Origin of the sequence: Marinomonas sargassi, from assembly GCF_025716875.1 — a bacterium.
GTDB lineage: Bacteria > Pseudomonadota > Gammaproteobacteria > Pseudomonadales > Marinomonadaceae > Marinomonas > Marinomonas sargassi.
Genome location: NZ_JAOVZB010000001.1, coordinates 52,653 through 72,238 on the forward strand (window position 1 = coordinate 52,653; position 19,586 = coordinate 72,238).

The window sequence follows — 19,586 nt, forward strand, 5'->3', positions numbered from 1 at the left end:
AATAATAAAAAGCTCCCCTAGGGGAGCTTTATGTAAACGAGGCCTTTAGGCTTTCGCTAATACTGTCTTACCACCCATATAAGGTAATAGAGCTTCAGGAACGGTAATACTACCATCCGCGTTTTGATAGTTTTCTAGAATAGCAACTAATGTACGCCCTACAGCTAGACCAGAACCATTTAGCGTATGAGCTAACTCTGGACGACCTGTTTCTGGGTTACGCCAGCGAGCTTGCATACGACGTGATTGGAAGTCCGCCATATTAGAACAAGACGAAATTTCACGGTATTTCTCTTGGCCTGGTAACCAAACCTCAATGTCGTATGTTTTGTGAGCTGAGAACCCTAGGTCCCCACCACACAAGATAACAGTACGGTATGGAAGCTCTAGCTTTTGCAAAATCACTTCCGCATGGCCTACAAGCTCCTCTAGTACGTCTTCAGAACGATCTGGACGACACACATGTACCAGTTCCACCTTTTCAAACTGATGCTGGCGGATCATGCCACGTGTATCACGACCATAGCTACCTGCTTCACTTCGGAAACAAGGCGTATGGGCAACAAACTTTTTATGAAGATTAATGTCACCTAAAATTTCATCGCGCACTAGATTCGTCACAGGAACTTCTGCGGTTGGGATCAAGTAAAGATCGTTGTTACCACTTTCTTTGTCCACTGGCACTTTAAACAAGTCTTCTTCAAACTTAGGTAGTTGACCCGTACCTTTTAAGGAATGAGCATTTACCAAGTAAGGTACATACACCTCAGAGTAACCATGCTCATCAACATGCGTATTGATCATAAACTGGGTTAAAGCACGGTGTAGGCGCGCTAAATCTGAATGCATAACGGCAAAACGAGAGCCTGTTACTTTTACAGCTGCTTCAAAGTCGAGCATTTCTAAAGCTTCACCAAGGTCTACATGATCTTTTGCTGTAAACTCAAAGCTTTTTGGTTCACCCCAACGACGAATTTCCACATTATCGTCTTCGGACTTCCCTGCTGGAACAGAAGCGTGAGGAATATTAGGAATACCTTCTAAAAGGGACTCCATTGCACCTTGCACTTCGTTCAACTGATCTTTCGCCGCATTAAGGTCATCACCCAATGTGGCAGTTTGTGCCTTCAATTCTGCTGCCTTGTCCTTGTCGCCCGCTTTCATCGCGGCGCCAATTTGCTTGGATACGGAATTTCGGGATTGCTGCAGTTGTTCAGTGTCTATTTGAATCGCTTTACGGCGCTCTTCTAAAGATGAGAAAGTCGCTACATCTAATTCATAGCCTTTCTTTTTAAGTTGAGCCGCGACGGCTTCAGGGTCAGCGCGTAACGCTTTAATGTCTAACATCTCTGCAACAATATCCTTTAAATAAATAATAAAACTTTCAAAGTTTTTGGAAGCTTAAAAAGCTCGAGCCATGGCCATACCAATGACCAGACCTACCACACCCAAAATACAGCTTAATAATAAATAGCTTAATGCGCTTAGCCAAGCCTGTGCGTCAATAAGTGAAACAATTTCTAAAGAAAAGGTAGAAAAGGTTGTGAAGGCACCTAAAAAACCCACCATGACTAGAGGTCGGTAGGTCGCCAAAGATGGCATACGTTCGCTAACAATGACAAAAGCCACTCCCATTAAAATACAACCCAGCACATTGACCAGCATGGTAGCGAGAGGGAAACTTTGCTGCCAATAGCCATTAATCCATTTCGTCATACCGTATCGGCTTAATGCACCAAAGGCTCCGCCTAGTGCAATCATCAAGTACATCATGTGTCACTCTCTTGTTGATTCATGAAATAACGCTGTTGGGGGCTTTGCTCATCAAGCTCTGATAACCAGTTCAGCTTATCGGCAATTTTTTTCTCTAAACCTCGATCTGTAGGCTGATAATACCGCATATTGGCTAATTCTTCTGGTAAATAATTTTCACCCGCTGCATAAGCATGCTCTTCATTATGGGCATAGCGATAATCTTCCCCATGCCCCATATCTTTTGCTAACGATGTTGGTGCATTTCGCAGATGGTTTGGCACTTCATAACTAGGTTGCGATGACGCATCTGACATTGCCTGCTTATAAGCCATGTAGACAGCATTACTTTTGGGGGCTGACGCCATATAAACCGCCGCCTGCGCAATGGCTCTATTACCTTCTTTAGGGCCAACACGTTCAAATATATCCCATGCGTTTAAGCCAACCTGCAAGGCTCTTGGGTCGGCATTACCAATATCTTCAGAAGCAATTGCTAATAACCTCCGAGCTATATACAAAGGATCGCAACCGCCATCCAACATACGTGCCATCCAATACAAGGCTCCATCAGGAGAGGAACCACGAACAGACTTATGGAAAGCGGATATTTGATCATAGAAAACATCCCCCTGACGATCAAAGCGTCGTACGCTATCACCAAGTACATCTTCCAACTGTGCTTGGGTGACTTGCGTTTCCGGCTCGATTAAGTCCGAAAGAATCTCGAGAAAGTTAAGCCCCCTGCGAATATCACCATCTGCCGCTTGCGCTAAGATAGAAAGATAGTGATCCGATATTTGGTTACGGCTGATATTGACGCCTTTATCTGCATCTTCCATAGCACGAATAAGCACTTGCTGAACATCGTCAACAGATGGCGTTTGTAAACGATAGACACGCGCTCGTGATAACAAGGCAGAATTAAGTTCAAATGCAGGGTTTTCGGTAGTGGCACCAATAAATAAAAAAGTACCATCTTCAATAAAGGGTAAAAAGGCATCCTGTTGAGACTTGTTAAACCTATGCACCTCATCCACAAATAAAACTGTTTGCGAACCATTCATCATGCGCAGCTGTTTTGCTTGATCGACCGCGGCACGAATCTCTTTGACACCAGACATAACAGCAGAGATTTCTATGAATTGTGCATCCAAGGCGTGACTAAGTAATTGAGCAAATGTGGTTTTTCCAACACCCGGAGGGCCCCACAAGATAAAAGAATGGCAGTGACCCGTTTCCACCATACGACGCAATGGTTTTCCTGGACCTACAAGGTGAGACTGACCTATATAATCATCTAAGGAGGAAGGCCTCATTCTGGCAGCAAGGGGCTGATAAGCTTCCGTAGGCACCTCTGAAAAAAGGTCTCTCATCAGTTACCTTCTATAATGACGTCCACATGTTCTGGAAGTTCTAGAGTGAAATTAGCCTTAGCAACACCTTCATGGGTTTCGACATTTTTAAATTCGATGACTGTCGTTTGTCCTAAAGAATCAACAATACTCATGGCACTGATTAGATCTTTTTTAAACGACAAAGTAAGTGTTTGAAACAATGTTTGATCATCTTTAGGCGCCAATCGATATTTTCCGTTACTGATTTCACTAACATCGAAATTAGGCAGAACATCTCTTGCTGGTTGGCTTAGTAATGCCGCAGGGGAATTCCCAACAGAACCAGAAACAGGCCTTTGCGTCGCTTGTTCTAAATCCACGTCCCAAATGGTAACTGTCTGTCCATTGGAAATAATACGCTGAGAAAAAGGCGAGATGCTATCCCAAACAAATTGATTTGGCTTGGCTAGCAAAAACACACCTTCACTGACCTGCAGCTCTTTGCCTTGCTCATCGTAGGTAACCTGTCTGAATTCACCTTCTACATTTCGATTATTTTCCAACAAGGCCTCAATCGAATCTGAGACTTCAGTGGCGTGAACATTCGTTAGAGATAATATAAACACTAAAAATAAAACGCTTTGTTGTAGCAACTTGTTGATCAATTCATTACCTCACTAAAATTCAATCGCCCAGAATAGGATAATTCAAAACTAACAGGATCATTCTGGAATTAAGATTTCTCTTTGTCCATTAGTGCCCATAGGGCCAACTAGACCAGCTGCTTCCATCGCTTCCACTAGATTAGCAGCTCGGTTATAGCCTATTTTTAATCGGCGCTGTACAGACGAAATAGAAGCTTTTCGAGTTTCTAACACAATTTTTACAGCTTCATCATATAGGGCATCTTTGTCTTCACTATCATCGCCGGACATAAGATCTTCAGGATTTACTACCACATCTTCTATGTAAGCAGGCTCCCCTCTTTGCTTCCATTCTTCTACCACGGCATGCACTTCATCATCAGAAACAAAGGCGCCGTGAACACGAATAGGAGTTGGTAGACCCGCAGGAAGGTATAACATATCACCCATTCCTAGTAACTGATCTGCCCCACCTTGATCCAGAATGGTTCTTGAATCGATTTTAGAGGACACTTGGAACGCCATACGAGTCGGTATATTGGCCTTAATAAGACCTGTAATAACATCAACAGAAGGTCGTTGTGTTGCCAATATCAAATGAATACCTGCCGCACGGGCTTTTTGTGCAATTCGAGCAATGAGCTCTTCTACTTTTTTACCGACTATCATCATCATGTCGGCAAATTCATCAACAATAATCACAATATAAGGTAATGGCTCTAGGTGAGGAACTGTACGAGCAACACCATCTTCGGAGAACATAGCCATTTCAGGTTGCCAAAGTGGATCTTCTATTGGACTACCCGCTTCTATCGCATCCCTTACTTTCTTGTTGTAGCCCGCAATATTACGTACACCTAGCTTAGACATAAGCTTGTAACGGCGCTCCATCTCATCAACAGACCAACGAAGGCCGTTCGCTGCGTCTTTCATATCTGTGATGACAGGGGTTAGCAGATGCGGAATACCTTCGTATATAGAAAGTTCCAACATTTTAGGGTCAACCATGATCATGCGCACTTCATCGGGAGTCGATTTAAGCAGCATACTTAAAATCATTGCATTAACCCCAACAGACTTACCTGAACCTGTTGTACCAGCCACCAGAACATGTGGCATCTTAGCTAGGTCAACCACCACAGGTTCACCTGAAATATCATGCCCAAGGGATAAAGTAAGCGGAGAAGAAGATCTATCATAAGCGTCACAATTGATCACTTCAGAGAAGTAAACTGTGTCACGAACTTGGTTGGGGATCTCAATACCTATGGTGGATTTTCCTGCAATTACCTCAACCACACGAACACTCATCACACTCAGAGAACGAGCAAGGTCTTTTGCGAGGTTAGTGATTCTGGAAACCTTTATCCCCGGCGCTGGCTGTATTTCGAAACGAGTAATTACGGGGCCTGGATTTACTTCAACCACTTCCACTTTTACACCAAAATCTAGCAACCTTTGCTCTAATAACTCGGACAGAGAAAGCAGCTCATCTTCCGTATAACCGCCCTTTTTAGGTTTAGGCTGGGTAAGCACTGAACGATCAGGTAATGAGTAAGAAGGCTCATTTCTTTGCTCCACTGTTGAGTCTGGCGTCGAGCTATCTAATGAATCTAATTGTTTTGCTTCCGATAGGGTACGAACAGCAGGTTTATGTGGAGAAATCGTGTCAGTAGTCGCTGCTTGATCCCCAAATAATACATTATCTGCTTGCTCTTTTGTTATCTGGGAATGCTCGACTGATTCAGCCTTTTCTTCGGTTAATGGGTCAGATAAGGTTTGTGAAGTTTTTTGTGCTGCCGTTGGATCAACTTCAGAAAAGTCTTCTTCAATATAAAGCGTATCGCCAATTTCCATATCAGCATCGTCAACAGACAATGAATCTAAGCCACCGAAATCTGGCTCTTCTGGCGTAAATTCGACAACATCCTCTTTACTCTCTTTCTTTTTCGAAAAAATAGAAGGTAAGGCTAGCTTAGAAAAAGCACTTTCTTTCTTCTGTTCTTTTTCCAAAGGATCTTGCTGCTGAGACTCTTCATCTTCAGTAGCTAGGCTCTCATTTTTATCTAGATTCTCCTTTTTAGAAGAGTCGAGTTTATTTCTTTTCTTACGGAAAATAGCCGGCTCTTCTGGCTCCTCTAATTCATCTAGTCCATCTTCATCTGGGCGAGCTAAACTTTTCTCACCCTTTTTCTGACGTCGTTCAATTTGCTTCTCTCGCAGATTTATAACAATTTTATAAACCGCCTCACCCAATCGGTCCATCAAACTTAACCAGTGCAATTGAAACAACAAAGTTACAGATAGAAGCACCAGCGCCAAACTAACCAAGGTTGAGCCGTCATAGCCAATCACACCATATAAAAGTTGACCTAGGCCATTACCAAGAATACCACCAGAACCATATTGTAGTTCGGGATTACCAACCGTATGCAAGAAACACAAGACAGAACCAAAAGATAAGTAAAGAACACTACCTACTGTACACAGCAAAGCATTGTTGAGGGGTAACATAGCATGGGGGTTTCGCCATAAAACAATGGCAACCCAAATAAATAAAGGTGGAAGGGTATAAAAGAGGGCTCCAAAAAAGCTAGAAGTTAAATCCGCTATAACCGCACCAGCAGGCCCCATTGAATTTTGAATAGGATTGTTTGTGCCGGAATAGAACCAGCTTGGGTCATCTGGATGATAGCTATAGGTTGCTAATCCAAAAAAGAACAAAAATAACAGGGCGACAATAAAACCAGCCTGCTTAGCAAACATATTCCAAATTGGTGATCGTACTGACTCACTCGTACTCTCTGGCAAAACAGGTATTCCTTTATGCTAAATCTAAACAAAATATGGCTACTTTCATGAAGCCTATAATCCGCTAAGCTTACCATAAAAAAAGCCGACCCAAAGGGTCGGCTTTCGTATTTACACTAAGAAACACTGTCTAAATAAAGAAAGGTCTTAGAAAGATGCAGTTACACCAACAGATGTGGAGTCAGTGTTGAGATCACCTGCAAAATTTTTCAAGTAGTAAGTTAAATCACCAACTGCGTATTCAGCAATGAAGTAAGTACCAGTCTTCTTAGATTCCATATTATTTGCAAGCTCAAGAGCAAAAGTTAATTCCTCAGTAGCTGCAAAAGAAGCTGTAGACGTCATTTTTTCTACATCTGTAGAGCCAGTAGCACCACTTGCACCTACACCATAGTCAAGAGAAATAGTCAAAGGACCAGCAGTTGTTGAAAAACCAACGTTTACTGCGTTTGCATCGCCCACTGAACCACCAGAAATACCCACTTTAATTGCATCAAAGCTAGTTACGTAAGAAGCTGCTACGCCAATGTCAGAATCTTCAGTTGTAGTAGAGTCAGTTGCTTCTAAAGCAACAGTAAACTCAGGAGTAACTTTGTAACGAACACCGGCATCATCAGTATCACCAGAAGTGGTTAAATCGACACCACCTAGCTGCTCATCAAGGCTACCCATGAAAGCACCAGTTGAAACAGAACCATCAAAACGACCGAAGGATACAGCACCTTGTGTCACGTAGATTTTTTCAAGACCGATATCAACATCTTCATCAGAAGAAGTACCAGCAATTTCAAGCTCAGCGTAAACAACACCAGTATCAACTGATAATTCAATTTCACTCAAATCAGTTCCGTCAACAGAGTCAACTGTATCTGTTGTTGTATATTCGATGCCAGCTTCACCAGAAATAACGGCATCAGCAGCGATCGTAGAAGTAGAAACAGCAGCTGCAACAGCAGATACCGCAAATACAGAAGCAAGTTTAATAGCTTTCATTAAAGAATCCCCTTTATATTATATGTGGCCTTTTATAGACCTTAAAAATAACGCTTTACCTAATTTAGAAACGCTGTTTCCAACGATTCAAACACTTTAAAACTAACAAGTTTCACTTTTATGACATTTGTCAGAAAGAAGTAAAACTTATTAATTCTTAATACCTCAACAAGTAATTACATAAATCATTGTTTAGCATTACATTGATTTAAACCAAGTTTTATCTTACGGGTCAAGCTCTGCTTGCACTTTTTTTGTTTTTTTCTCCGTTCTGAGCAAAAAACAAGCAAGAAAAAACCACTTTTACAATTTCACGGGTAGAAGAATCTAAAAATAGAAGACTTTAGCACTATAAAACACTTTGAATAAGTTGAATTTCAGTACTTTTTCTTCCTTTGCATACAGATATCGGTAAACGGCATAATAACTTTAGTTTTTTATATATATTATCTATCAAAAAGTTTATCGTTTGCTTTCAAGAGCCTTACAGTAACAACGAAGCAACTTCCTATTATGCTTAGCAAACAAGAAAATGATCCAGTAGAGTTAGCCTTTTTATCCGAGTCTCCCTATGATACGCCTAATCCAGCTAAAGCACTTGATGATCCAGAAGGCTTAGTCGCAGTTGGCGGTGACCTATCAACGACACGCCTTACTCACCTATACAGCCATGGTTTTTTCCCTTGGTTTAGCAAACCTGATCCTATTTTGTGGTGGCACCCCGCACAAAGATGTGTATTACAACCACAAGAGCTTCACATATCCAAATCGCTTAAAAAGTCCATTAAACGGAGTGAATGGAGTTTTTCTATTAACAGAGATTTCTCATCAGTAATTGACTATTGCTCTGACCTTAGGGCAGAAAAAGAAGGAACATGGATCTCAGAAGAAATAAAACATGCTTATATTGAGCTACATAAACTTGGCTACGCCCACTCAATCGAAATTTGGCAAGAAGAAAAACTGGTTGGCGGCTTTTATGGCATTGCAATGGGGCGAATATTCTTTGGTGAATCCATGTTTTCACTTGTACCCAATGCATCCAAAGTTGCCTTAAAGCAGTTCTGTGAACTCGCGATAGGATGCGATATTGAATTAATCGATTGCCAAGTGGAGTCTGAACACCTCATTTCATTGGGAGCCAAACTTATCCCTAGAGAATATTTTATCGAAACGCTCAAACAAGCAATTCCGACTCCAAATCCAAATGAAAAATTAATATCTTTAGGGAGAGAAGGTATAAAACACGATATTTTACCCTAACAACGTCCAAATTCATCTCCGTTATGTACCAGTTGAATTTGCCTTACGGTGCTTTTTTAGGCAAAATACGCTCGATTAAAATTCAGCTGCATTTCGAAAGTTAACAGTTTGAGATGCAATCGATATTTAAAGTTACGTTAGATAGCAAAGAATCACTCTTTTTTTGCTTTTTCCCTGTTGGGCTCAGCGTATACCAAACAAAAGATTCAACACCATAGGACACATATTGTGGCAAAAGAAGAAGGCTTAGAAATGGAAGGCACTATCATTGATACGTTGCCTAACACCATGTTCCGTGTCGAACTAGAGAACGGACACGTAGTAATTGCTCATATCTCTGGAAAAATGCGTAAAAACTACATCCGTATTTTGACCGGTGACAAAGTAAAAGTAGAACTAACTCCTTACGACCTTTCTAAAGGACGTATTGTTTACCGCGCGCGTTAATCATAACGAGCAAGTAAGCAGACATAAAAAAGCCGGAATGTAATCCGGCTTTTTTATGTCTCGAGATAAACATATCAATGCAATACAGCTTCTTCCATCACATCAAATTGTAGTTCGTCCTTTTTCTCATTTAGGGAAATTTTCACGTGCCCGCCATTACTAAGATCACCAAATAGAATTTGGTCCGCTAGAGGCTTCTTCAAATGTTCTTGAATCACCCTCGCCATTGGTCTTGCACCCATTTGACGATCGTAACCCTTATTAGCTAACCAACCACGAGCCGTGTCTGACACTTCCAAAAGAACATTCTTGGAGTCAAGCTGCACCTGCAACTCCACTAAGAACTTATCTACCACATTGAAGATAATACTTTCATCCAGCTGACCGAATTGAATAACAGCATCCAGTCGATTACGGAATTCAGGTGTAAAGGTTCTATTTATGATCTCAATACCGTCTGTTGAGTTATCTTGATTAGAGAAACCGATTGAGCGCTTAGCCAGCTCCTCTGCGCCTGCATTCGACGTCATAATCAAAATCACATTACGGAAATCGGCTTTGCGACCATTGTTATCCGTTAAAGTACCGTGATCCATTACCTGCAAAAGCAAATTAAAGACTTCCGGGTGGGCTTTCTCAATTTCATCCAGCAGTACAACACTGTGAGGGTTCTTCGTCACAGCTTCGGTTAATAAACCGCCCTGATCAAAGCCGACATAACCTGGTGGCGCACCGATGAGCCGAGAGACCGCATGGCGCTCCATATATTCAGACATATCAAAGCGGATAAGCTCTAAACCTAGTTGCTTAGCAAGCTGCTTAGTTACTTCCGTTTTACCTACACCAGTAGGGCCTGCCATCAAAAATGAACCAATTGGCTTTTGCTCCGCTTTTAAGCCAGCTCTAGAGAGTTTAATTGCCGCGGACAAAGAACTAATCGCATCGTCCTGACCAAACACCACCATTTTCAAATTTCGCTCTAAATTCGACAGAACTTGTCTATCATCAGAATTAACCGCTTTAACAGGTACTCTCGCTATTTTAGAGACAATATCTTCAATCTCTTCTGTGGTGATTAAAGCTTTACGCGTTTCTTCAGGCTGTAAGCGCTGGTATGCACCAGCCTCATCAATCACATCTATTGCTTTGTCTGGCATATGACGATCTGTCACATAGCGCTGAGCTAACTCTGCAGCGGCCAGCAAAGAAGCCTCTTCATACTTCACATTATGGTGTTCTTCAAAAGAACTGATAATGCCTTTTAATATTTGGTAAGTATCTTCAACACTTGGCTCATTTACATCAACTTTTTGAAAGCGTCGAGCCAGAGCATGGTCCTTCTCAAAGATGCCACGAAACTCTTGAAAAGTAGTGGAGCCGATGCAACGCAGTCCACCTGAACTTAATACAGGCTTTAATAAGTTAGAGGCATCCATAACACCACCAGATGCTGCCCCTGCTCCGATAATGGTATGAATTTCATCAATGAACAAAATCGCATTAGGTAGCTTTTTCAACTCGCCTAGCAATTGCTTCAAGCGCTTTTCAAAGTCACCTCGGTACTTAGTACCCGCTAATAATGCACCTAAATCGAGTGAATACACGACACCATCTGAGATTACATCTGGCACTTGTCCATCGACTATTCGCTTCGCAAGACCTTCCGCTATGGCCGTTTTACCGACACCTGACTCACCTACTAGCAATGGATTATTTTTCCTGCGACGAGAGAGGGTTTGGATAACTCGCTCCACTTCCTTCTCTCTACCTATTAATTTATCAATGCGGCCTGCACTGGCCTCTTCATTCAGATTCACAGCAAACTTTTGTAGCGGTGCAACGGATGGGGTATCGCCCTCTTCAGCCTGCTCACTCTCTTGCCCTGACGCTTCGCCAGATTTAGTGATACCGTGAGCAACAAAATTCACCACATCAATGCGCGCAACACCGTGTTTTTTAAGCAGGTAAACTGTTTGACTCTCTTGCTCACTGAAAATTGCCACCAAAACATTCGCGCCGGTCACTTCTCGTTTACCAGACGATTGAACATGAAACACGGCTCGTTGTAATACTCGCTGAAAACCAAGAGTTGGCTGCACTTCTCGCTCTTCATCGTTTTCAGGAATCAGAGGGGTCGTACTGTCTACAAACTCCTCTAGTTCTTTACTTAATACATCAAGATTCACACCGCAGGCCGTTAACACTGCGGACGCTGCACCATTATCAATAAGAGCCAATAACAAGTGCTCTACGGTCATAAACTCATGGTGCTTATCACGAGCCGCTGTAAAAGCAGCATTTAGGGTTTGCTCTAGTTCTTTATCTAACATTGCTATGCCCTCGCTTTGAATCAGTCGACCTTCTGAAGGTCACACATTAAAGGGTGCTCGTTTTGTTCTACGAACTGTTGAACCATGGCTACTTTCGTTTCTGCAATATCAAAAGGATAGACGCCACAAACGCCTTTCCCTTTGGTATGCACTTCTAGCATAATTTGATTTGCCTTCTCCCCATCCATTGAGAAAAAACGCTGTAAAACAAATACGACAAAATCCATTGGCGTATAGTCATCATTAAACAGTACCACCTGATACATTGAGGGCGGTTGAAGAGCAAGCTCTTGCTCAGAAATTACAATACTCGTGCCGTCGTGTCTTTCTTCGTCTGACATACACTTAATTTTCGAATTTTCTCTCATTTTTATCCTCTGTGGCTAACACTAAGCATTAGCCTAATATAACTCTTAACACCTTTTTGACTCTTTTCCAATATACGTTAAACATCACCATATAGATTTTACAAATATCAAAAGAGCTTCTACGCTCATTATCAAGCCCATTAAATAGGCGATCAATCTTTAATAAATAAAATTATCTAATGCGCCATTCTCCATAGGAAGAAAAAACTAAGAAAACTTTATGAAACATCGAGTAAATAAGGAGTAACTCATGCACAAAGGTTCTGTGAAGTGGTTTAACAATGCCAAAGGATACGGTTTTATCGTGTCAGAGGAATTCGACGAAGATTTATTCATTCACTATTCTGCGATCAACGTAGAAGGCTACAAAACCTTAAAAGTAGGCCAAAGCGTTACATTTAATGTCGAACCTGGAGATAAAGGACTACACGCAATAGACATTAGTCCAACTGAAGAAGCAGAAAGCAGCTAAACACTTCAGCCAAACATCACCAAAAAATCGAGCAACTGCCTAGCCCTTTTTACTAACGGCAGTGAGGCAGTTAGCCTAACCATCTGATATACTGACGAACAAAACTATCAGTATACGCACCTTCATATGTCATCTAACTTAATCTTATTCAATAAACCCTTCAGGGTCATGAGCCAATTCTCAGAAGAAGGCGATAAATCGACGCTAGCGGACTTTATACAGGCACCCTACTTTTACCCAGCAGGACGCCTAGACTTTGATTCAGAAGGTCTATTGCTACTAACCGATAAAGGGGCATTACAACACATCATAGCATCCCCAGACTTCAAGCTACCAAAAACCTACTGGGTTCAAGTGGAAGGAAACATCACGAATGAAGCACTCATAAAACTGAGACAAGGCGTAGATCTAAAAGATGGCCTTACCAAGCCGGCACAAGCAAAACACATAGAAGAACCTAATATTTGGCCTAGAAACCCCGCCGTTAGACATAGAGAAAACATACCAACTAGTTGGTTAGAGCTACAAATCAAAGAAGGTAAAAATAGGCAAGTCCGCCGTATGACAGCGGCGGTTGGTTTCCCAACATTAAGATTGATACGTTATGCCATCGGCCCTTACTCTATAGATAATACAACAAGTGGGGAATGGTGTTTTATCGAGCCTACGGATGAACTTCTTCAAGAGGTGCACAACTTTGAGCAAAAAAGAAAGAACAAGACTTCCCCACCTCACCGTCGCAGCACTCGTACAAAGGGGAGACCAGTACCTGATGGTGAAAGAGTATCAAGACAGCCAACTAGTACTAAACCAGCCCGCAGGACACATAGAAAATAATGAAAGCCTAGCGGAAGCTGTCATCAGAGAAACCTTAGAAGAGTCTGGGTGGGAAGTTCAGCCTGTCGGCTTGTTAGGTTTGTACACCTTTACTCCTTATGAAGGCGCTGATACCTATCACAGGGTATGTATTGTCTGCGACCCTGTTGCTCACGCTAACAACAGATTAGACTCGGACATTGAGTCTAGTCACTGGCTCACTTATGAAGAAATCATGGCACACCCTCATCGCAGCCCTTTAGTGGGAAAATGCATTGTAGATCACCGCAAAAATTCAACCGTACCTTTATCCTTTATATCTGACGAGTTTCTTCATCCTTCAAGCTAAATAAAGTGTTACTATATAGCGCTATATATTAAGTATCCTCACTATTGAGAGATCAGCAACAACCCGTTACGAGTAATACAAAGGCCATGAAAGAAAGCGCTAATTCAAACAGTTCTAAAAAAGTCATCGTTGGTATGTCAGGTGGCGTAGATTCCTCTGTTTCCGCCCTTATTTTGATGCAACAAGGCTATCAAGTAGAAGGCCTTTTCATGAAAAATTGGGATGAAGACGACGGTACAGAATACTGCACTGCGAAAGACGACCTTGCTGATGCACAAGCTGTATCTGACAAATTAGGCATCAAGTTACATACGGCCAATTTCGCGGCTGAGTATTGGGACAATGTGTTTGAGCATTTTCTTGAAGAATACAAGGCGGGTAGAACCCCTAATCCTGATATTCTATGCAATAAAGAAATTAAGTTTAAAGCCTTTCTTGAATACGCATTAGCCTTGGGTGCTGATTTTATTGCGACAGGACATTATGTTCGCCGAGGCGAAAAAGCGGGTGAGCCGGTTTTGCTTAAAGGACTAGATCAAAACAAAGATCAAAGCTACTTCTTATATGCCGTAGGTAAAGACGAAATAGCCAAAACTCTCTTTCCTGTTGGCGAACTTGAGAAACCGGAAGTGAGACGTCTTGCCGAAGAATTTGGTCTAGTAACTCACAACAAAAAAGACAGTACAGGTATCTGTTTTATTGGTGAGCGACGATTCAAGGACTTCCTTGAGCAATACTTACCAGCACAACCCGGCGACATAGAAACACTCGAAGGGGACAAGATTGCCCGACACCATGGACTGATGTACCACACAATTGGTCAACGCCAAGGTCTAGGTATCGGAGGTCTTGCTAACTACTCTGATGACCCGTGGTATGTGGTGGAAAAAGATCTTAAGCGCAACGTTCTTGTAGTGACACAGGGAGGGCAACATGAGTCTTTATTTAAAACTCATTTGCTAGCAGACCAATTTGATTGGGTAGCCCGTGAAAAGCCTGAGTTACCTCTCACCTGCAAAGCAAAGTGCCGCTATCGTCAACCAGACCAAGAGTGCATTCTATCTGAGTCCGATGATGGCCGCATAGAAGTATCTTTTGTAGAACCTCAAAGAGCGATTACACCGGGGCAATCTGTGGTTTTCTATTTAGATGACCTTTGCCTAGGTGGCGGCATTATCAATTCTGCTTTTAACAAACAAGTTTAATACTGAGAGCCTGTGACACGTGAGCACTAAAGAAACAGAACAAACCATCGCATTAGCCGCCATCTTTCAAGCGGCTGAATTAGTAGCGGGCCTAGCAAAAAGCGGCCAAATTGAGAACCGCCATCTTGAGCCGTTAGTCTCTAGTATATTAATGGTCAATGCCTCTAAAACCGTTGATATATACGGTGGTGAATGGGACTACCAAAGCAACCTATCTCTAGGTAAAAACACTGTACATAAAGCACTTAGCAAAGATAGAGCAAGCGTTAACCCAGAAACTTTAAGATATGCGTTAAGTTTGATTCACCTAGAAAGCAAACTAGCAAAGTCTCCTGATATGCTGAAAAGCATTGGCAGTAAAATCTCAGTAATAGAGCAAAAGAAAGACATGTACGATTCTGTTCTTCATGAAAATATGATCGCTGCAATATCAGGCATGTACCAAGACACATTAAGCACTCTGTCATTTCGGATTCAGGTCCGTGGCGAGAGTCGCTTCTTACAGCAACCACACACCGCCAATCAAGTTCGCGCCGCTTTAATGGCAGGAGTACGAGCCGCTATGCTTTGGCGACAGCTCGGTGGCAAGCGCTGGCACCTGATATTTAAACGCAAAGCACTGATTAACGCGTTAAAATAACGACTTCTAGAAAGCACTTTATTACAGGCTATTCAATGTAATCTATGCCACGATAAAGCTGTGAGCTCTAATTATTTGGCTTTCATTCAAAGTCAGATAATTAGAGCTCAAACCTATATACTTTGAACTCTAAGCATGTAAAACTAATTTACTTACCATCTTCAACATATTCACTTTTAGGTCACTGTTTATTTATGACTGAACCCCAACACCTTCATGACGTACTTGTTCATTTACGCCGCATCATCCGAGCCACGGACCTGCAATCAAAAAGAGTCGTCAAAACATGTGGGTTAACCATACCTCAAATCATGGTATTACGATCTATTGCAGAGCTTGGAGATGTCACAGTTCGCTGCATCTCAGATAACGTTTCTCTCAGCCAAGCCACGGTAACCACTATTCTTAACCGTTTAGAGGAGCGTAAATACGTGGAGAGAGTGAGGGGACAAAAAGACAAACGTGTAGTAAATGCTCGTTTAACAGAACTCGGAAACTCAGTACTCCAGTCAGCTCCCCCTCTTCTTCATGAGAAATTTGTAAACGAATTCACTTCTTTAAAAGAATGGGAACAGACTCAAATTCTATCTTCGTTACAACGAGTTGCCATCATGTTAGATGCAGAATCATTGGACGCTGCCCCCTTTCTGGATATCAATACAACCCTTGAATAGTAGAAATAGATTTGATGTCTAAACATTAGACATGTAAACTTTAAATAGTTTGAGATCTAATCATTATTATAAATAAACTTAACAGGGCTTTTATCATGCGTTCAAAATTACTCCTATCTATTGCAACAACTGTTGCAGCATCTTCAGCTTTTGCTGCAGACACTGAATGTGGATCCGTTACAATTGCCGACATGAACTGGAAGTCTGCGTCTTTTATTGCCAACTTAGATAAATTCATCTTGGAAAATGGCTATGGCTGTGATGTTGAATTAGTTCCAGGTGATACTGTTGCTGCCATCACTTCTATGGTTGAAAAAGGCGAGCCAGATATTGCTCCTGAGTTATGGACAAACTCTGCAAAAGACGTAATCGATAAGGCCGTTTCTGAGAAAAAATTAAGTATCGCTTCTGCTTCTCTATCTGATGGCGGTGAAGAAGGCTTTTGGGTACCTGAGTACATGGTTAAAAAGTACCCAGAAGTAGCAACAATTGAAGGTGTTATCAAGCACGCTGATAAGTTCCCTCACCCTGAAAGTGATTCTAAATCTGGCTTCTTTGGCTGCCCTGCTGGTTGGAGCTGTCAAATTTCAAACCAAAACCTTTTCAAAGCAATGAACCTAGCTGATGCAGGTTTTGAGTTTGTTGATCCAGGTTCCGCTGCTGGTTTAGACGGTTCATTAAGCCGAGCTTATGAGCGTCAAGAACCATGGTTCGGTTACTACTGGGCACCAACAGCATTACTTGGTAAATACAAAATGGTGAAAGTAGACTTCGGTAAAACAGATGTTGAAGAATTCACTACCTGTACTACTCAAGAAAATTGCCTAGACCCTAAAGTCACTATGTACCCACCTTCTCCTGTATTCACTGTAACAACAAGTGAATTTGAGAACCGTGCCCCTGGTGCTTTCTCGTACCTTAAGCAGCGTTCATTCAAAAACGACAATATGAGCTCGTTGCTAGCATGGATGGAAGAAAACCAAGCAGACGGTCAATACGGTGCTGAATACTTCATGTTTAACAATGAAGCAGTTTGGTCTAAGTGGGTTGATGCTGAGACTAAAGCAAAACTTATCAAAGCTTTAGATTCTCTATAATACCCCCAAAGCTCTATACCTCTAATGCCACCTTCTGACCAGAAGGTGGCATTACTTCTTTCTTAGTTTTAATGGCGTTACTTATGGCAAACTCCTCGTGGCTTACTGAATTCCCTGATATGAGTCGAAGGGAACTCCTATCCTTTAGACAAACTCTTGATGGGGCATATCGCGACTTTTCTCGTGAATATGGCGATACCATCGAATCTCTCTTCGATCCACTATTAAGCTTCTTAATATGGTTTGAGGATTTACTCATCAGCACCCCTTGGTGGATAGTGCTCGGGGCAGTTCTAGGGTTAGTTTATTACGCTTCTCGTTCATTAAAGCTGTCAGCCGGAGTATTGGTATCCTTGCTAGCCATTGGCTACTTTGGCATGTGGGAAGACACCATGCGCACCCTCAGTATTATCACTGTGTGTACCTTGATGTCGATTGCAATAGGCATTCCCATTGGTATACTAATGGCGCAATCAGATAGAGCACGATCTATTATTACACCTCTTCTCGATATCATGCAGACGATGCCTGCCTTCGTTTATCTCATTCCAGTAGTTATGCTTTTAGGTATCGGTAAGATCCCTGGCGTCATAGCCGTAATAATTTATGCGATACCACCTGTTATTCGATTAACAAACCTTGGTATTCGCTTGGTTGATACAGAAACCCTTGAAGCCGCTACTGCCTATGGCGCAACCCGTAGCCAAAGATTATTTGGCGTACAGCTCCCTTTAGCTATGCCAACTATTATGGCGGGTATTAACCAGACTATCATGATGGCACTTGCCATGGTTGTTGTAGCATCTATGATTGGCGTAAAAGGTTTAGGGCAACCCGTACTGAAGTCCATCACCAATCAATATTTCACTTTAGGTCTGCTCAATGGTTTAGCCATCGTAGCTCTGGCCATTATTTTTGACCGAGTATCACAAACCTATGCTAAGCGTGCTCAAAAACATTTAGAGGGCTCTAATCATGGGTAATACAGAACAAGATATCCTAATTAAGATTGAAGGCCTTTATCAGATTTTTGGTAAAACACCGAAAAAAGTTCTGCAAAAAGTAAAAGACGGTGCTTCTAAAGACGATGTACTCGCACAAACTGGCCATACCGTTGGTTTGCAAGACATTAACCTTGATGTAAAGCGTGGTGAGATCTTTGTCATTATGGGGCTATCAGGCTCAGGTAAGTCTACTCTTATTCGCCACTTCAACCGTTTGATTGACCCCACCGCAGGTAAAATTCTTGTTGATGGCGAAGACATCATGGAGTTACCGCAAAAAGAGCTCACGGAATTTAGACGCCACAAAATGGCGATGGTGTTTCAGCATTTTGGTCTAATGCCTCATCGCAGCGTTCTCGATAACGTAGGCTATGGTCTTTCTATAAAAGGCTTAAAGAAAAACGAATGGAAGCCAAAAGCAACTTCATGGTTAGACACTGTAGGGCTAGCGGGCTACGAAGATCAGTTTCCTTCTCAGCTTTCTGGCGGTCAACAACAACGTGTCGGTCTTGCTCGTGCCTTGTGTACTGACGCAGAAATTCTCTTAATGGATGAAGCTTTCTCCGCGCTTGATCCATTAATTCGTAGTGAAATGCAGGACCAACTCATTGAACTGCAAGAAACCCTGCATAAAACCATTATCTTCATTACCCATGATTTGGATGAGGCACTACGCCTAGGTGATCGGATTGCTGTACTAAAAGACGGCAAACTGGTTCAAGTGGGCACACCGGTGGATATCGTTCTTAATCCAGTCGATGAATATGTAACAGCCTTCGCAAAAGACGTTAATAGAGCCAAAGCGTTAAGCGTAGCAACTGTCATGACAGAAAATACGGATAAGGTATTAGGCACAACAGTACGCGAAGCACGAAAAAGCTTCCCAGAAAACCAATCCTATGCTTTCGTATTTGATCATGAAGGCTACAAAGGTATTCTAACGAAAAAGACACTGGCTAGTTTACAAGATTCCGATTCGTTGGATGGCAAGTTGCTCGACGTCTCGTCTATTGCCCCAAATCAACTTCTAGAAGATGTCATCCCTTTGAGCTTAAATACTCAATTTGATATCCCTGTTGTTGATAAATATCGACAATTGATTGGCCGTTTAGAGGCAAGTAAGCTCGCAGATGTATTGGCACCTTAATCGTTAACCATTACTCATTCTGCTTAAAATGGTCGCTTTTGCGGCCATTTTATTAGCTTCACCTCTGGTGCTTATTACCTATATGGGACATTAACTCTACTCCAAAAACACTAAAACATCAGAATAAGTGATATCAATTCTCAATATATAACTAAGCCGATATCTCTATGAGATATTTTTAGATAGTATAATGTTCAAAATTTTATCCTGTTCCATTAATTTACATTCAAGGAATGA

At 41.9% G+C, this 19,586-nt stretch carries 19 protein-coding genes; 11 read left to right on the top strand and 8 right to left on the bottom strand.

Translation table 11 applies throughout. The features are described 5' to 3' along the window. Positions 1-45 precede the first annotated feature (45 nt). The 6 genes from serS to OFY17_RS00290 form a co-directional block, all read right to left on the bottom strand. Complete coding sequence (serS, locus tag OFY17_RS00265; protein WP_263528685.1) at positions 46-1,347, bottom strand: serine--tRNA ligase; 1,302 nt, start codon at positions 1,345-1,347, stop codon at positions 46-48. Positions 1,348-1,401: 54 nt separating this feature from the next. Next, on the bottom strand, positions 1,402-1,773 hold the full coding sequence (crcB, locus tag OFY17_RS00270; RefSeq protein ID WP_263528686.1) for a fluoride efflux transporter CrcB: 372 nt from the start codon (positions 1,771-1,773) through the stop codon (positions 1,402-1,404). Continuing rightward, positions 1,770-3,128, bottom strand: a complete 1,359-nt coding sequence (locus tag OFY17_RS00275; protein WP_263528687.1) for a replication-associated recombination protein A — start codon at positions 3,126-3,128, stop codon at positions 1,770-1,772. The genes crcB and OFY17_RS00275 overlap by 4 nt, the downstream gene beginning before the upstream one ends. Further along, a complete protein-coding gene (gene lolA / locus OFY17_RS00280; protein WP_263528688.1) occupies positions 3,128-3,754 on the bottom strand; it encodes an outer membrane lipoprotein chaperone LolA in 627 nt (208 codons plus the stop codon). Before lolA ends, OFY17_RS00275 begins: the two co-directional genes overlap by 1 nt. A 57-nt stretch (positions 3,755-3,811) precedes the next feature. Continuing rightward, the gene (locus tag OFY17_RS00285) at positions 3,812-6,544 is read right to left on the bottom strand and encodes a DNA translocase FtsK (protein ID WP_263528689.1); all 2,733 of its coding nucleotides are present in this window, start codon (positions 6,542-6,544) and stop codon (positions 3,812-3,814) included. 147 nt (positions 6,545-6,691) lie between these two features. Further along, positions 6,692-7,537, bottom strand: a complete 846-nt coding sequence (locus OFY17_RS00290) for a hypothetical protein (RefSeq protein ID WP_263528690.1) — start codon at positions 7,535-7,537, stop codon at positions 6,692-6,694. A gap of 513 nt (positions 7,538-8,050) precedes the next feature. Between OFY17_RS00290 and aat the strand changes: the two genes are divergently transcribed. Together aat and infA are read left to right on the top strand one after the other, a co-directional pair. Further along, a complete protein-coding gene (aat, locus tag OFY17_RS00295) occupies positions 8,051-8,800 on the top strand; it encodes a leucyl/phenylalanyl-tRNA--protein transferase (protein WP_263528691.1) in 750 nt (249 codons plus the stop codon). Positions 8,801-9,028: 228 nt separating this feature from the next. Then, positions 9,029-9,247 (top strand): translation initiation factor IF-1, encoded by a 219-nt coding sequence (gene infA, locus OFY17_RS00300; RefSeq protein ID WP_012070936.1) that lies wholly within the window; start codon positions 9,029-9,031, stop codon positions 9,245-9,247. Positions 9,248-9,321: 74 nt separating this feature from the next. On the opposite strand, the gene clpA is transcribed toward infA, so the two are convergent. Together clpA and clpS are read right to left on the bottom strand one after the other, a co-directional pair. Continuing rightward, positions 9,322-11,577 (bottom strand): ATP-dependent Clp protease ATP-binding subunit ClpA, encoded by a 2,256-nt coding sequence (gene clpA / locus OFY17_RS00305; protein ID WP_263528692.1) that lies wholly within the window; start codon positions 11,575-11,577, stop codon positions 9,322-9,324. A gap of 20 nt (positions 11,578-11,597) precedes the next feature. Then, positions 11,598-11,945, bottom strand: coding sequence for an ATP-dependent Clp protease adapter ClpS (gene clpS / locus OFY17_RS00310; RefSeq protein ID WP_263528693.1), 348 nt, complete (start codon positions 11,943-11,945; stop codon positions 11,598-11,600). Between the two features lie 250 nt (positions 11,946-12,195). On the opposite strand from clpS, the gene OFY17_RS00315 reads away from it, so the two are divergent. The 9 genes from OFY17_RS00315 (at position 12,196) to OFY17_RS00355 (ending at position 19,349) form a co-directional block, all read left to right on the top strand. Beyond that, positions 12,196-12,417 carry a cold shock domain-containing protein gene (locus OFY17_RS00315; protein WP_263528694.1) on the top strand — a complete coding sequence of 74 codons (222 nt, stop codon included), beginning with the start codon at positions 12,196-12,198 and terminating at the stop codon, positions 12,415-12,417. 126 nt (positions 12,418-12,543) lie between these two features. After that, on the top strand, positions 12,544-13,254 hold the full coding sequence (locus OFY17_RS00320) for a pseudouridine synthase (RefSeq protein WP_263528695.1): 711 nt from the start codon (positions 12,544-12,546) through the stop codon (positions 13,252-13,254). Further along, positions 13,190-13,582: an NUDIX domain-containing protein gene (locus OFY17_RS00325; RefSeq protein WP_263528696.1), complete on the top strand. Its 393-nt coding sequence runs from the start codon at positions 13,190-13,192 to the stop codon at positions 13,580-13,582. The genes OFY17_RS00320 and OFY17_RS00325 overlap by 65 nt, the downstream gene beginning before the upstream one ends. 86 nt (positions 13,583-13,668) lie before the next feature. Next, positions 13,669-14,787 carry a tRNA 2-thiouridine(34) synthase MnmA gene (gene mnmA / locus OFY17_RS00330; protein ID WP_263529506.1) on the top strand — a complete coding sequence of 373 codons (1,119 nt, stop codon included), beginning with the start codon at positions 13,669-13,671 and terminating at the stop codon, positions 14,785-14,787. Between the two features lie 19 nt (positions 14,788-14,806). Beyond that, on the top strand, positions 14,807-15,427 hold the full coding sequence (gene hflD / locus OFY17_RS00335) for a high frequency lysogenization protein HflD (protein WP_263528697.1): 621 nt from the start codon (positions 14,807-14,809) through the stop codon (positions 15,425-15,427). Between the two features lie 194 nt (positions 15,428-15,621). Beyond that, on the top strand, positions 15,622-16,101 hold the full coding sequence (locus OFY17_RS00340) for a MarR family winged helix-turn-helix transcriptional regulator (RefSeq protein WP_263528698.1): 480 nt from the start codon (positions 15,622-15,624) through the stop codon (positions 16,099-16,101). A gap of 95 nt (positions 16,102-16,196) precedes the next feature. Beyond that, the gene (locus OFY17_RS00345; protein ID WP_263528699.1) at positions 16,197-17,198 is read left to right on the top strand and encodes an ABC transporter substrate-binding protein; all 1,002 of its coding nucleotides are present in this window, start codon (positions 16,197-16,199) and stop codon (positions 17,196-17,198) included. 83 nt (positions 17,199-17,281) lie between these two features. Continuing rightward, positions 17,282-18,181 (top strand): ABC transporter permease, encoded by a 900-nt coding sequence (locus tag OFY17_RS00350; RefSeq protein ID WP_263528700.1) that lies wholly within the window; start codon positions 17,282-17,284, stop codon positions 18,179-18,181. Continuing rightward, positions 18,174-19,349: a quaternary amine ABC transporter ATP-binding protein gene (locus OFY17_RS00355; RefSeq protein WP_263528701.1), complete on the top strand. Its 1,176-nt coding sequence runs from the start codon at positions 18,174-18,176 to the stop codon at positions 19,347-19,349. Before OFY17_RS00350 ends, OFY17_RS00355 begins: the two co-directional genes overlap by 8 nt. The last annotated feature ends 237 nt before the right edge of the window (positions 19,350-19,586 follow it).

Bases quoted from the DNA above. Each gene is read 5' to 3' on its own strand.
- clpA (WP_263528692.1), bottom strand. From the start codon at position 11,577: ATGTTAGATAAAGAACTAGAGCAAACCCTAAATGCTGCTTTTACAGCG.
- crcB (WP_263528686.1), bottom strand. From the start codon at position 1,773: ATGATGTACTTGATGATTGCACTAGGCGGAGCCTTTGGTGCATTAAGC.
- mnmA (WP_263529506.1), top strand. From the start codon at position 13,669: ATGAAAGAAAGCGCTAATTCAAACAGTTCTAAAAAAGTCATCGTTGGT.
- serS (WP_263528685.1), bottom strand. From the start codon at position 1,347: ATGTTAGACATTAAAGCGTTACGCGCTGACCCTGAAGCCGTCGCGGCT.
- OFY17_RS00320 (WP_263528695.1), top strand. From the start codon at position 12,544: ATGTCATCTAACTTAATCTTATTCAATAAACCCTTCAGGGTCATGAGC.
- OFY17_RS00315 (WP_263528694.1), top strand. From the start codon at position 12,196: ATGCACAAAGGTTCTGTGAAGTGGTTTAACAATGCCAAAGGATACGGT.
- OFY17_RS00325 (WP_263528696.1), top strand. From the start codon at position 13,190: ATGGTGAAAGAGTATCAAGACAGCCAACTAGTACTAAACCAGCCCGCA.
- OFY17_RS00350 (WP_263528700.1), top strand. From the start codon at position 17,282: ATGGCAAACTCCTCGTGGCTTACTGAATTCCCTGATATGAGTCGAAGG.
- clpS (WP_263528693.1), bottom strand. From the start codon at position 11,945: ATGAGAGAAAATTCGAAAATTAAGTGTATGTCAGACGAAGAAAGACAC.
- OFY17_RS00340 (WP_263528698.1), top strand. From the start codon at position 15,622: ATGACTGAACCCCAACACCTTCATGACGTACTTGTTCATTTACGCCGC.
- OFY17_RS00275 (WP_263528687.1), bottom strand. From the start codon at position 3,128: ATGAGAGACCTTTTTTCAGAGGTGCCTACGGAAGCTTATCAGCCCCTT.
- OFY17_RS00345 (WP_263528699.1), top strand. From the start codon at position 16,197: ATGCGTTCAAAATTACTCCTATCTATTGCAACAACTGTTGCAGCATCT.
- OFY17_RS00290 (WP_263528690.1), bottom strand. From the start codon at position 7,537: ATGAAAGCTATTAAACTTGCTTCTGTATTTGCGGTATCTGCTGTTGCA.
- aat (WP_263528691.1), top strand. From the start codon at position 8,051: ATGCTTAGCAAACAAGAAAATGATCCAGTAGAGTTAGCCTTTTTATCC.
- OFY17_RS00355 (WP_263528701.1), top strand. From the start codon at position 18,174: ATGGGTAATACAGAACAAGATATCCTAATTAAGATTGAAGGCCTTTAT.